Here is a 13,853-nt window from a genome sequence, read left to right as displayed (position 1 = left end):
CGGGGTCAGCTAAAAGTCACCCGCTATGATAGAAAACAGAGAAAAGGAAGAAGCCTGAAAGCCCTTCCTTTTCCTTCATTACCATTAGTATAAAACCTTTATGCGATAAACATACCCAATATGAACACAACCGCGAATCCAACGAAACCAATGAGTGTTTCCATGACGGTCCATGATTTCAATGTATCTTTAACGTCCAGTCCGAAGTAACGATTGACCAGCCAGAATCCGCTGTCATTGACGTGGGAGAATACTGTCGCACCGGATGCGATGGCGATAACCATCAATCCAAGAACGGGACCTTCCATGCCCAATGTGGAAATCAGCGGGCTCATCAGACCTGCAGCTGTAACCATCGACACGGTCGCAGAACCTTGAGCCACACGCACAACCATCGCAATCAGGAAGGCCAGGGCTATCGGCGGAAGGCTTGATCCCGCCATCATTTCACCAAGGACCTCACCAACTCCTGAGTCGATCAAGACTTGCTTGAAGACTCCGCCGGCACCTGTAACAAGGATGATGATCCCCGCAGGCTCAAGGGCTTTTGTGGCAATTTCCTGCACTTCATCCCTTGTGTAGCCGCGCTTCGTCCCAAGAAGGATAAATGTAAGGATCGTCGCGATAGTCAGAGCAACGAACGGATGACCAAGGAATGTCAAGATCGAACGCAGAGTATTCCCTTCATCCAACAATACTCCTGACAGCGTATTCAAAAGAATCAATACAAGTGGAATCGAAATCAATGATGCAATCAGACCGAAGCTTGGAAGATCCTTATCATCTTCCATTTCTTCTGCCTGCATATAATCAGGCACAACGGCATGAATTTTTTTCGAGATGAATTTTGCAAAAAGCGGTCCGGCAATGATCATGGACGGAATTCCTGCAATCACCCCGAAAAGAATGACCCAGCCAAGATCTGCACCAATCAAGTCGGCAACCGCTATCGGTCCAGGTGTCGGCGGAATGAAACTGTGTGTTACGGCTAGACCCGCAAGCAAAGGAATACCATAGTACAATAATGATTTTCCTGTTTTCCTTGCCAGTCCGTATACAATCGGCACAAGGATGATGAAACCGACATCGAAGAATACGGGAATCGCTACAAGGAACCCTGTAATTCCAAGTGACCACTGTGCTTTATCTTCCCCGAATTTATTGATCAAAGTCTGGGCAAGACGTTCTGCCCCTCCTGAAACTTCAAGCATGCGGCCGAACATAGCACCTAAACCAACGACTACAGCGACGAATCCGAGTGTCCCTCCCATCCCGTTCTGGATCGAGGTGACAACCTCACCAAGAGGCATACCCGCTGCAATCCCGACGATTAAACTTACCAGAAGCAGCGAAACAAAAGCATGAAGCTTTGTTTTAATAACTAAAAATAATAGAAGAAAAATTCCTGCTAACGCAACCAGTATCAGCATTTGATCTGACATCTTGAACCCCTGCCCTTCTTTTTTAAATATACTTATTTCTGATTCCAACCAATACATTTAAGCGTTTACAAAACACATTATGTAAGTGATCCTCTCAAACTGTTCATCTAGGAAAATATTTTCTTGAGAAGCGTGTAAGTCGGAAAAATTATTTTTTCTTGATATCTCTATTATAAAAAATATTTTTCTAATTGCAACCGTTTACAAAAAATATTTTTCTTTTTCTTTTATTCTAGTATAATAAAACCATGAAAACCCTTACAGGAGTGTTGCTCATGATGAAAGAACATCAGCATTGTCTGGCTAGCATCCGTTCTCATTACCCGCAGTTCAGTGAGACGGAAAAGAAGATTGCCGATTATATATTGGAAAATCCCACCCACATCATTCATTCCACCATCAACAGTCTGGCTGAAGATCTTGGCGTGGCCGACTCCACCGTCTTCCGATTCTGCAAACGAATCGGTTTCAAAGGCTACCAGGCTATGAAAATAGCACTCGCATCTGAAATCGTGACGGGGCTTAAAGACATCCATGAACGGGTCGATGAGGGAGACACTCCTCAAACGATTGCTTCAAAAGTATTCCGCTCAAACATCAAAACGATTGAAGACACTTTGATGGTGGTTGATGAAAGCCGGCTTCAGGAAGCAGTGGACGCGTTAACCGGAGCTGAATCAATCGAGTTTTTCGGAAGCGGGGGCTCGGGCGTCATTGCCCTGGATGCCTATCACAAGCTGATCCGGACAGGGCTTCGCGTGCGGGCAACTTCGGACAGTCACATCCAGCTGATGACCGCTTCGCAGATGACCGAAAAAGATTGTGCAGTCTTCATTTCTCACAGCGGGTCGACGAAAGATATACTTCAAACGTTGGAAGTCGTGAAGGAAACTGGAGCGAAGACCATTTGCATCACAAACTTCGCAAAATCCCCGTTGAGCCAAGGGGCCGACATTCCCCTGTATACCGTATCTGAAGAAACGGATTACCGGTCGGAAGCCCTTTCCTCCCGGATCGCACAGCTGACGCTCATTGATACGTTGTATGTGAACATCATGATGCATCGTGAAGCGACTGGACAGGAAGCGCTGAAGAAGATGAGGAAGGCCATATCGTTGAAGAGGATATAAGTTATGACTGCGCGTACCATTTTTGGTCCGCGCTGTTTTTTTGTTTTGGAGGGCTCTTTTGAAATGTTTTACTATTCAGACCATTTGGATTATCATTCTATATAGAAGAAATCTATAAAAGGCGGGATCAAGATGTCAAAGGAGCTTACACTCGACCATGCAAAGGAACTTGATAAGAGCGACTCTCTCGCTCGTTTCAAAGACGAATTTTACATAAAAGAAGGCCATTACTATATGGACGGCAACTCCCTCGGCCTATTATCGAAACGTGCGGAGAAAGCGCTTCACACATCCCTACAGGATTGGAAGGATCATGGGATCGACGGCTGGATGAACGGTGAGGAGCCCTGGTACTATTATTCTGAAAAACTCGGTGCGAAAACGGCTCCCCTGGTCGGGGCCAAACCGGAAGAAGTCATCGTGACGGGATCGATTACGACAAATCTTCATCAGCTGATTGCGACTTTTTATGAGCCAGAGGGAAACCGGACAAAGATCCTGGCGGATGAATTGACTTTCCCTTCAGACATTTACGCGATTCAAAGTCAGCTGGAATTAAAGGGATACACCCACGAGGAACATCTGGTGCAGGTGAACAGCCGGGACGGATATACGCTGAAGGAAGAAGATATCATCGAGGCCATGACAGACGATATCGCCCTGATCGTCCTCCCTTCTGTCTTATACCGGAGCGGTCAGCTTCTGGATATGAAATGGTTGACGGCTGAAGCCCATAAGCGCGGAATCGTCATCGGATTCGACCTGGCTCATTCGGTCGGCGCCCTTCCCCATCAGCTTCATGAAGACGGAGTGGATTTTGCGGTCTGGTGCAATTATAAATACCTGAACAGCGGTCCAGGCGGAGTCGGCGGATTATATGTCCATGAGCGGCATTTTGGGAAGAAGCCGGGACTTGCAGGATGGTTCGGTTCCAAGAAAGACAAGCAGTTCGATATGGAGCATGTGCTCACCCCTGCGGAGTCCGCCGGGGCATTCCAGATCGGGACACCTCATATTTTGAGCAGTGCGCCTTTACTCGGTTCACTTCAACTTTTTGAGGAAGCAGGAATCGGCGAGCTGCGGAAAAAATCCCTTTCCCTGACGAGGTTCATGATGGAGCTGGTGAATCAGGAACTTACCGGATACGGGTTCACCATCTGCAATCCGCAGGAAGACGAAAGGCGCGGGGGCCACATAAGCCTTCAGCACGACGAAGCCGCCAGGATCTGCAAGGCACTGAAAGCTAATAAAGTGACGCCTGACTTCCGTGCGCCCAATAATATCCGCCTCGCTCCGGTGGCTCTGTATTCGTCTTATGAAGACGTTTGGAACACCGTCCAGATTTTGAAGAAAATCATGGAGTACGAAGAATATAAACAATTTGAAAACGTCCGTGACGTTGTAGCCTGAGGAGGTCATTATGAAAATCATCGATATTACACAGCCATTGCACAATGATATACCAGTATGGCCGGGTGATACCCCCTTTTCCTTTTCTCTCAATTGGGCAATGGAAGATACGGGATCGGTCAATGTCGGACAGCTCACCATGAGCGCCCATACCGGAACCCACGTGGATGCCCCGTTTCATTTTGAAAATGACGGCAAGCGAATATTGGACCTGCCGCTTGACCGCTATATCGGACCGGCCGTCGTCGTAACTGCTGAAAATGCCGGAAGTATCGGGCCCGAACACCTTTCAGGGATTGACCTAAACGGTGTGAAAAAAGTACTTTTCAAGACAGGGGCATGGAAGGATCTCAATGCTTTCCCTGAATCCATACCTCCGATCCAGCCGGAACTGGCACCTTTTTTAAAAGAGAAAGGCATTCACCTCATAGGGGTCGATCTCCCTTCAGTGGATGAGCTGGACAGCAAGGAGATGGAAGCCCACCATGCACTGAACGAGAATGATATTTTGATCCTGGAAGGCATCGTGCTGAACGATGTAGAACCCGGTTATTATGATCTGTATGCCATGCCGCTCGCCCTTAGGGACGGGGATGGATCCCCGGTCCGTGCCGTTTTGATTGACCGGGAAGGAAAATAATTTTGTTTGATGGAAGCAGCTTTATGGCTGCTTCTTTTTTTGTGGGGGGGTTGTGGTGGGTGGGATTGTATACTGATTGTGCCAGGAACAATCAGCGGGTTTTGTGCCTGGCACAATTTGGCCTTTCTGTGCCAGGCACCTTTGATTTTAGGACGGTCCCTGGTTGGGGTGCCTGGCTCAAATCGATGGTTTTGAGCCAGGCTCGATTTACCCCTCTACCAGGTACAACCGCCCTTCTTTGTACCTGGTACAATCAATGGATTCTGTACCTGGTACAATCCGGAATCCGTGTACCTGGTACAACCCGCCCCAACTGTACCTGGTACACCCCAGCCTCCCGCACCCGGCCCCCATTCCCCTAAAAAACCTTCACCTCACTTAATTCCTCCCAACAGATATAAATTCCACACAATCTTCATAGACTTAACGTATAAAGGTTTAAAATCCTGGAAAGTTTGTCATAACTGATAAGGCGGAAGGAGGAAGATGAATGGGAATATTGACGACAGTGGGATTCATTGTGTTCCTTGGCATGATTTTAGGCGTCCTCATCTATTTCTTAAGACAAGCCCTGGACTCCAATGATTCGAAGCGGATTGACGAGCATAAGGATCATGACAACTTTTCGCAATAAAAACGGCGTTTTCATTGGAAGGGGATTTCTTCCGGTGGAGACGTTTTTTTATGTTAAAGTACTGCTTTTGGGGATGCCCCCGGAGACTTTTTTTCAACTTTGGTCGTTTTATTTTCATGCTGGCGCCGTTTATTTTCAACTCATAAAAAGCCCCTGCATCCATGGCAGGGGCTCATTTCTAACCGTATACTTCTTTCTCCCCAAGCTCCATCGGGCTCGAGCACATCGGGCACTTCTTTTCATCTGCTTCCGTTTCACCGGCCTCACGCCTTTGCCAGGCGATACAGTTTCCTTTCGTACAGAGCCAGGCTTTGACGCGGTGCAGACTGCCGGTCCGTTTTTCACGGGATCCGCCGCTTTTCACCTCGTCCTTGTGGGGTTCTTTGCTGAAGATGTCACTGATGAAACGTGAACACTTCCGGGTCTCCCCCTGATAGTAGGCCGGGGATGAGATAAGGAGCTTCTCTTTGGCACGGGTGATCGCCACATAGGCGAGCCTTCTTTCTTCTTCAAGCGCCCCTTTTTCTTTGTGGGCAGATTCCTTATAAATCTTGTCTTCCAGTTTCCCGGCATTCAAAGCGGAGCTGTGCGGGAGATTGCCTTCGATCGCTCCAATCAGAAAGACAACCGGGAACTCGAGACCTTTCGAACGGTGAATCGTCATGAGGGACACGCTGTCTGTCTCGCGGTTTTTATTCTGATACACGTCTTCGTACTTCGCTTTCATTTCATCTATGAAGGTAATGAAGCTCGATATCGTTTCAAATCTCTTTGCCGAGCCTTCGAGTTCCGTCAGCATTTCCTTGATTAGTTCCTTCTGCTCCGTCACGACATGTGATTCCTGAGCATCAAGGTATTGATGATAGAATTCTTTGCGGATTTTCTTTATGGCCGTTTCGGGTGAATCCTCCTGAAGGGATTTGATGAACTTCATCCGCGATTTAATATTTTTCACCTGAAAAGGCTTCAATCCATTCATGGTGGTCAGGTGGATGAGCGGATATTTTTTTCTTGCCTTACTGTCTTCCTGTAAAATATGGGCCATCCCCTGTTCCCTTCTGATGAACATGGTCGGGAGGATGTTTCCGATCGCGTCAAAATTGCGCGGCACGATGCATAATCTCAAGTAGTCGACGACAGGTTTGACCGTCCAGTTTTCATAAAATAGAGAGTCTTTCTGATTGTATGGCTGAAAAGGGATTTCCTTCATCAACAGATGCTCAAAGACCGCCCGTCCGCTGCTCATCGTCCTGTGCAGGATGGTGATGTCACGGTATGAATAGCCGCCTTCTACCAGTCTTTCAATCTCTTCTGTGACCCAGACCGCTTCTTCATCGGCAGTCGCCGGCCTTGCGTAAAGAGGCTTCTCTTTTTCTTCTTTCGTGGCTATCAATCTCTTATTCCGCCTGTGGACATTGCGGTCGATGACCTCATTCCCCAGCCCGATGATACAGGCGTCGGAACGGTAATTTTCTTTCAACGTGACGATCCGTGCTTCCGGGAACTCATCGTCAAAGTCGAGGATGAACTCGTTTCGTGCCCCGTTGAAGGAATAGATCGTCTGGTCGTCATCACCGACCACGAACAGGTTTCCATGGGCCGCGATCATCTTGATCAATTCATATTGTATGAGATTCGTATCCTGGAACTCATCGACCATGACATACTGAAAGCGGTGCTGCAGGCTTTGGAGGAGATTTGGGTTCATGTCGAGCAAATCGTATGCTTCGGTCAGGATATCATCGAAGTCCATCTTGTGATTCCTGCGCTTCCATTCTTCGTAACGAATCAGGATGTCGCGGATTTCCTTGTCTGACTTTGAAGAGTGCGGCATTTCTTTTATGTTTATTTTATTTAATTTATAGTGCGAAAGCTTCGCAAGCAGTGTCTCGGCATCATATGGGTCGTAGATATTCATTTCACGCTGGAGTTGTTTCAGGATGATTTGCTTGTAGCGGTCATTCCCGATAATTTCCTGGGTGTAATGCCTCGAACGCAGCAAATAGAGAAACAGTGCATGAAAGGTGCTCGCCTGGATGCTGCGTCCCCTTCCTTCTATGCCTGGAAGAGAGTTGATGCGCTGCTTCATTTCCTCGGCTGCTTTTTTCGTGAATGTGACGAGCAGGATGTTCTGCGGCATGATGTCCTTCACATTCATCAGATATCCTGCGCGGCATACAAGGACCGTCGTCTTCCCTGTCCCGGCACCGGCAAGTGTCAGGCACGGACCGCTCCCATGACGCATGGCTGCTATCTGCGCCTCATTCAGAAGGATGCCCGCCTCTTCTATTTTCCTGAAAAAGAATGCATCCTCCTCATCTGAAGCAATCAATTCCCTTGACGTTTGTCCTTTATGTAAGGAGGCTGAGGGGATGTCCGTCTTCTCTGCCTCAAATGGATAAATCGAGTAGTTCGTCTGTACTTTATTCAACGCACATTCTCCTTGCTCTATAGCAAAAGTTCATTTCCGAAATAGGTAACCTTTCTATCATAACAAGCGCCACCGGCATCCCGCAATCGATTCTGATGAAAATCAATTTCTGCCAATTCTCTTAAACAACTGTTTAAATCCTCCACATGCCGTTATCATTAGGTTTCTGGAAGTTAATCAAACGTTTGTTTAACTTTTTCAATCAAAACGTTGATTTCATGGGATTGGAGTTAAACAACTGTTTAAATCGTTTAAGCCTGCTGCTGCAAGGTTTGCGGATGTTAATCAAACGTTTGTTTAAATCCTACTAGCACATGAACATTGAATACCGCTGATGATTTCCGTGGAAGACTTCGCTTTCCGCAGACGGACGGCGGCCCTCCTTTCTTGTGCCTGGAGCGAAAAGGAACAGACTCAAATTAAAAAATAAAGATCTACAACTCTCCTTCCCAGGATTAAAACAAGCCAAAAAAAGGTAAGTAACAAATAGGTGATGAACGTGAAAATAACAAAATGGGGTTTTACCCGGCGCAATTCGATAAAGGCGGAGTTTGATCTGTTCCCTCATTCTTTGGTAATACTCAGGAAAATCAGGTCGTTTTATTTTGTCTATCAGGTGCACTGGTCCTCCCGTGATCCGGTGGTCGAAACACATCACCTGGAGGAAATGGAGCTGCTCGTCAATCGGGAAATGGGGTTTGAACACTATTACCTTACGCGCAGGCAAGTGTAATTTCAAATAGTGAGATAGAATGCGATAAAGAAAGATAAATGCCTATTACGATTTGAAATCCGGTCAAAATCGGAAAATATGGACTTTTCTGAACATTTAAATAATCGATAGGATTTGCTACTATGTATTTAACAAAAGATTACACAATCTTTAAGGAAGGCGTGATTCCAATGACGCACTGAAAGCAAAGCATGTCAACATCACATCTTGCAACTGAAATCGGCCCGTGAAAACTGATTTCAAGATGTGTGGATATGCGGGGACGCGCAAATCTTAATTCTGGGGTGATTCCAATGAAGAGTGTAAGCGAAGCATGCTAGGATCATGTTGCAAATAGAAGGTAGCCCGTGAAAACTATCTTCGCACCATGTGGGCATGTGGGGATGCGAAAGAAAAAAAATAAACTAAATAACATGCAACACCATTAATTTAAATTAATTGAATGTTTGGTATGTGTATTAGTAAGAAAGGATAGAACTTGTAATTGAAAAAGGTTTACTTACATTAAGGCGCTGTTTATGTGAAAGATACATAGACAGCGTCTTAATTGTTTATACATACTCCTCTTTCAAAATAGAGCAGACTGCCGCATCACAGAATACCCCTTTTTCAAATGCTGATTTCCTTAAAATCCCTTCAAAGATGAAGCCCGCTTTAAAAAGACATTCCTTCGAAGCTGTATTTTCCGGATCATAGAAAGCTTCGATCCGGTTAAGCGACATCGTTTCAAATCCATATTGTATAATCGGCTTCAATACTTCCGACATGACTCCCTTTCTCCAGTAATCCGGGTGAATTTCGAAACCGATTTCTGCCTTAAAATGTTCCTTCTCCCAGCAATGGTATCCGCAGCTTCCGATGATTCTGCCGGATTCTTTATCCTCAATTCCCCATCTGATCCCTTCACCCTTTTGGAATCTCATATTCCACCGGTCAATAATCTCAACCGCCTGGCCTCTTTCAGTAAATGTTTCAAGATCATAATACTTTGTCACTTCATCTTTAGAAAAATAAGCATATACGTCCGGTGCATCCCCTTCTTCCATCTGCCTCAGCATATATCTTCCCGTTTTCAGAACCGGGAATTTCTGTGTGTGATCCATCTTATTAACTCCTTAGTCACTTATTTGTTAACCTTATTCAATCCCCCGCCTTCAATCACCTCTTTTTTGAAAACAATTGTGTTTTTCCTTGTTCAGCATTCTGTATAATGAAAAGAAACGATCATTGCAAAGGATGAACAGAATGAAAGCACAGAAAATCATTAAAAGTGCGGCTGTTTTTAACGGTACCTCCCCCTTTCCTGCACCGGGGTTCGTGGCACTCAAAGAAGACAGGATCATTGGTACGGGGACTCATTCCGAACTGGAAAGCTATCTTGATGCTTCGACGAAAGTATACGACATGGGAAACCGGCTGGTCATGCCGGGTTTCCATGACTTTCATGTTCACTTTTTTCTCGGGGCGATGTTTGAAAGCTTCTGTCAGTTGACATTTGGAGGAACGGAAGATGAGACGGCAAGGATGGCAGCGGACTATGCCCTGGCCCATCCCGATGATGAATGGGTTCTCGGCTTCGGCTGGCATCATGTCCGCTGGCCCGGACAGAAGCTGCCGACCCGCCACTCACTGGATCGCTTCCTCCCCGACCGCCCCGTCATCCTGCTGAACGAGGAAGCACACAGCGCGTGGCTGAATACAGCCGCACTAAAAAAGCTCGGAATCGGCCGGGACACACCGGAGCCTCCTTTCGGCCGGATCGAAAAGGATGAAAATGGCGATCCGACCGGGTTCTTATATGAAACAGCAGTAAAATATGTCACGAAGGCCTTTCAGTTTAATGAGTCCGTGAAGGCAAAGTTAATGGAGAATATGCTGAAAAAAAACGCTTCATTCGGCATCACTTCAGTAGGGGATATGCTTCCTCTTCCAGGGTATACGCTCGGTGACCCTGCTTTCTACCGGAAGTATGAAGAACGCGGAAAGCTGACGACGCGCATCCATTTTCTTGATGTGATGGACGGAAATCTTGCCAGAAGCCGCGCCTTGAAAGAACAGTATCAGTCGGACCGCCTCCAGTTCTCCGGTTTGAAGCAATTCCTGGACGGCGTCCCTCTTACGTACACCGGCTATCTGCTCGATCCTTACGCGGACCGGCCGAATGAAAGAGGCGGAACGATCTATGATGTGGAGCAGTACAAAAAATGGATCGAGGATGCAGACCGGGAAGGCTTCAGGGTCAGGCTGCATGCATGCGGGGACGGGGCTGTCCGCATGGGGCTCGATTTATTCCAACATGCAGAAAACGTGAACGGGAAGCGCGATTCGCGCCATACGATCGAACACATCGAAGTATGCCATCCAAGCGACTTCCATCGCTTCAAACAGCTTGGTGTAATCGCATCGATTCAGCCTGAACATATGACATCGGGTTCGATGGACACCCATGCTTACGTGGACCGCCTAGGTGAAGAGCGTTCCAGATACACTTGGCCGATCGATTCCCTGCAGCAGCACCGTGCCCCGATAGCATTCGGGACGGATTTTCCGATCGTGGACCTTAACCCGATGCTCGGCATATACAGGGCTGTCACAAGAAAACATGAGGATGGCACCCCGGAGGGCGGCTGGAACCCTGAGGAAAAAATAAAGCTTGGGGAGGCGCTCATCCATTATACGAAAAGCGCGGCGTATGGGAATTTCCGCGAGAAGGAGCTGGGTACGATCGAAACCGGCAAGAAAGCAGACCTTGTCGTACTCGAACGTAATTTATTCGAGGTGGAACCAGATGAAATCCTTGATGTAAAAACCGTTATGACGATTATGGACGGGGAGGTTATTTTCGAAGCCTGAATAAAGTTCATAAATAAAGCCCGTCCCCCGACGCTTTAAAGCATCATGGGACGGGCTTTCAACTTATTTGCGGTGAGCTTTCAATCCTCCGCCGTGAATGGTTTTTTCCTGGAATGGAAGGTCCAGTTCCCTGCTCAATTTCTCAACGAAGCTTTGCTCGCGTTTAGAAACGAGGGAGATGACGGTTCCTTCGGCTCCCATACGGCCTGTCCTTCCAGAACGGTGGATGTACTGCTTGGTGTCCGTCGGAAAGTCAAAATGAATGACGTGGGTTACGTCGGTGATGTCGAGACCCCGTGCCGCTACATCAGTCGTAAGAAGAAGGGGCACTTTCCCTGCCCGGAAGCGGTCAAGGGATTGTTTCCGTTCCATTTTCTTCGATTCACCCGCGAGAACTTCGAGCTCAACGCCTTTATACTTCAACTTTTCTTCGGCTTCGGACAGTTTCTCCAGCTGATTGAAGAACACTAGCGCCTTGATGTCTTTGAAATAGCCAAGGCTCCTGAGCGCTTCGATTTTATCCCGCAGCTCAGTATATACGTAGATATGGTCGACTTTCGGGTTGTCGAGATTGGCATCCATCTTGACGATTTCATGATTTTGGAGGAGTTCTTCCGCCACTTCCTCCGTCCGATCGGAAAGAGTCGCCGAGAAGAATAGGACCTGCCTCTCTTTAAGCGTCGATTTGATGATATCTTCCACTTCGCGCTTATGCTCATGACCTACCATTAAATCAAACTCATCGACGACGATCGTTTTGACTTCATGCATTTTCAATTTTTTCAGTTTCATCAGTTCCAGCAGACGGCCTGTTGTCCCTACAACGATATGAGGCTTCTTCTTTAATTTTTCCAATTGCTTCTTGATATTGGCGCCTCCGATGAAAGCCGCACTTGTTACATCGCTTCCCTTGGCCCATTTTTGGATTTCCTGCTGGATCTGCATCACGAGTTCCCGGGAAGGAGCAATAATGACGGCCTGTGCCTGTTTGCGTGCCGGGTCGATCCCTTGAATGATCGGCAGTAAATATGCCAGGGTCTTACCCGTTCCGGTCGGCGATTCGCACACCACGTCTTTGCCGTCAAGAATGAGCGGAAGTACACGCTCCTGTACGGGGGTTAAAGCGGAGAAACCCGATTCCTCCCAATTGTTCTTTAAAAAAGGTGCTTGGATCATGTCAGATATTGTATTCATTTTTACGATTTCCTTTCCCTCCCGGCCGTTTCACGCAAACTGTTCCCCTTGATCAATGGCAAACATATTTCCACGACCGTGCCTTTTTGTTTTTCACTGTGAAAGACAATTTTCCCTTTATGTTTTTCGATGATTTTCTTACAGATTGCGAGTCCCAGTCCGGTCCCTTTTTCTTTTGTAGAGTAAAAAGGTTCCCCTACCTTCTCGATTCGTTCGGGATCCATCCCTGTACCGTTGTCCGAAACGATGATAATCGCATCGCCGTCTTTCCTGTTAAGAGAAATGGACACCCTTCCTCTTCGATCAGCGGGAATCGCTTCCACCGCATTTTTGATGATATTAATAAAGACTTGTTTCAATTGATTCGCTTCCGCTTCGACACGCAGCGGTTCAATTAAATAAGGTTTATAATCTATCGATACATTGTCAATATTCGCCTGTGCTTTCATCAGTACAATCACTTGCTGCAGGATGGAGTCTACATTTACAATTTGATAGTGCAGATCCTGCTGTTTCCCTAAAATCAGCATTTCACCTGATATCAAATCGATACGATCGACCTCTGAGAGCATGATATCCAGGTGATCACGATTGACGCTGCCTGTTGTCTGCATCAGCTGGATGAATCCTTTAAGGGATGTGAGCGGATTCCTGATTTCATGGGCCACCGCTGCAGCCAGCTGCCCGATGACGGACATCTTTTCAGAAACGATCATCATTTCCTCGTTTTTCCTGAATTGAGTGATGTCCCTGGCAATCGCGAATACGCCCGTCACTTCACCGCTTACAATAATCGGAATGAAGGAACAGCGCAGGATCTTTGCTTTTTCTTCTGCAAGATGGATATTCGTTTCAAACATCGATCCTTTTCCGGAAAGCGTATCAATGAAATGGCCCGTCACTACTTTTATGTCCTCTTCCTTCAGAAAATTTCTCAGTTGAATATCTTCCAATTCTTTCTGGGAAGATTCCAGAAGTGCTTCAGCCTCAGGATTGAGAGCCATGATTTTCCCCTTCAAATCCAGTTCCAATACACCGTCAGGGTTATGTTTGAACAGCGAATGATATTGTTCATTCTGAATATATAATTCCCGTTCTTTCTTTTTCAGCTGATCATTTGAATGAAGTACGTCCCTGGTCCTCCGGTATACCAGAAGATACAGGATGACTCCTGTCACAAATATAAAAAACCAGCCCTTGAAGCGCTGAAAGTAGATATACAGACTAAGCTTTTCGTGCGCAAGGATCACAGAAAAATAGTCTGACAGAATAACCCACAGTATGCCGAGCAGCACATAAGCAAGAGCAACTTTAAGGGCAATCTCTTTGGCTTTTCTCATATTGAGCGATTCACCTAAATTCACTATAGTCTTACCTCTATACTTT

General features: G+C 46.7%; 11 protein-coding genes. 6 read left to right on the top strand and 5 right to left on the bottom strand.

The window, feature by feature from the left end; translation table 11 throughout:
- Positions 1–98 precede the first annotated feature (98 nt).
- Positions 99–1,442: a GntP family permease gene (locus BHE18_RS15725; RefSeq protein ID WP_071619468.1), complete on the bottom strand. Its 1,344-nt coding sequence runs from the start codon at positions 1,440–1,442 to the stop codon at positions 99–101.
- 275 nt (positions 1,443–1,717) lie between these two features.
- On the opposite strand from BHE18_RS15725, the gene BHE18_RS15720 reads away from it, so the two are divergent.
- The 4 genes from BHE18_RS15720 (at position 1,718) to BHE18_RS23280 (ending at position 5,256) form a co-directional block, all read left to right on the top strand.
- Positions 1,718–2,572 (top strand): MurR/RpiR family transcriptional regulator, encoded by an 855-nt coding sequence (locus BHE18_RS15720; protein WP_071619467.1) that lies wholly within the window; start codon positions 1,718–1,720, stop codon positions 2,570–2,572.
- Positions 2,573–2,704: 132 nt separating this feature from the next.
- The gene (kynU, locus tag BHE18_RS15715; RefSeq protein ID WP_071619466.1) at positions 2,705–3,982 is read left to right on the top strand and encodes a kynureninase; all 1,278 of its coding nucleotides are present in this window, start codon (positions 2,705–2,707) and stop codon (positions 3,980–3,982) included.
- Positions 3,983–3,992: 10 nt separating this feature from the next.
- Positions 3,993–4,622, top strand: a complete 630-nt coding sequence (kynB, locus tag BHE18_RS15710; protein WP_071619465.1) for an arylformamidase — start codon at positions 3,993–3,995, stop codon at positions 4,620–4,622.
- A gap of 490 nt (positions 4,623–5,112) precedes the next feature.
- Positions 5,113–5,256, top strand: a complete 144-nt coding sequence (locus BHE18_RS23280; protein ID WP_171910723.1) for a hypothetical protein — start codon at positions 5,113–5,115, stop codon at positions 5,254–5,256.
- 178 nt (positions 5,257–5,434) lie between these two features.
- Here the strand turns inward: BHE18_RS23280 and BHE18_RS15705 are convergent, their stop codons facing one another.
- A complete protein-coding gene (locus BHE18_RS15705; protein ID WP_071619464.1) occupies positions 5,435–7,687 on the bottom strand; it encodes a UvrD-helicase domain-containing protein in 2,253 nt (750 codons plus the stop codon).
- A 499-nt stretch (positions 7,688–8,186) separates the two neighbouring features.
- Between BHE18_RS15705 and BHE18_RS15700 the strand changes: the two genes are divergently transcribed.
- The gene (locus BHE18_RS15700) at positions 8,187–8,420 is read left to right on the top strand and encodes a hypothetical protein (protein WP_071619463.1); all 234 of its coding nucleotides are present in this window, start codon (positions 8,187–8,189) and stop codon (positions 8,418–8,420) included.
- 551 nt (positions 8,421–8,971) lie between these two features.
- Here BHE18_RS15700 and BHE18_RS15695 read toward each other — a convergent pair.
- Positions 8,972–9,523, bottom strand: a complete 552-nt coding sequence (locus tag BHE18_RS15695; protein WP_071619462.1) for a GNAT family N-acetyltransferase — start codon at positions 9,521–9,523, stop codon at positions 8,972–8,974.
- A gap of 142 nt (positions 9,524–9,665) precedes the next feature.
- Here BHE18_RS15695 and BHE18_RS15690 point away from each other — a divergent pair, with 142 nt between their 5' ends.
- On the top strand, positions 9,666–11,273 hold the full coding sequence (locus BHE18_RS15690; RefSeq protein ID WP_235860345.1) for an amidohydrolase: 1,608 nt from the start codon (positions 9,666–9,668) through the stop codon (positions 11,271–11,273).
- A 63-nt stretch (positions 11,274–11,336) separates the two neighbouring features.
- Here BHE18_RS15690 and BHE18_RS15685 read toward each other — a convergent pair whose 3' ends face one another.
- Both BHE18_RS15685 and BHE18_RS15680 read right to left on the bottom strand, forming a co-directional pair.
- On the bottom strand, positions 11,337–12,467 hold the full coding sequence (locus tag BHE18_RS15685) for a DEAD/DEAH box helicase (RefSeq protein WP_071619461.1): 1,131 nt from the start codon (positions 12,465–12,467) through the stop codon (positions 11,337–11,339).
- Positions 12,468–12,469: 2 nt separating this feature from the next.
- Positions 12,470–13,807, bottom strand: a complete 1,338-nt coding sequence (locus BHE18_RS15680; RefSeq protein WP_071619460.1) for an ATP-binding protein — start codon at positions 13,805–13,807, stop codon at positions 12,470–12,472.
- Positions 13,808–13,853 lie beyond the last annotated feature (46 nt).

It is taken from the genome of Rossellomorea aquimaris, from assembly GCF_001877785.1.
Classification (GTDB): domain Bacteria; phylum Bacillota; class Bacilli; order Bacillales; family Bacillaceae_B; genus Rossellomorea; species Rossellomorea aquimaris_A.
This window is presented reverse-complemented; position numbering and strand designations above follow the sequence as displayed.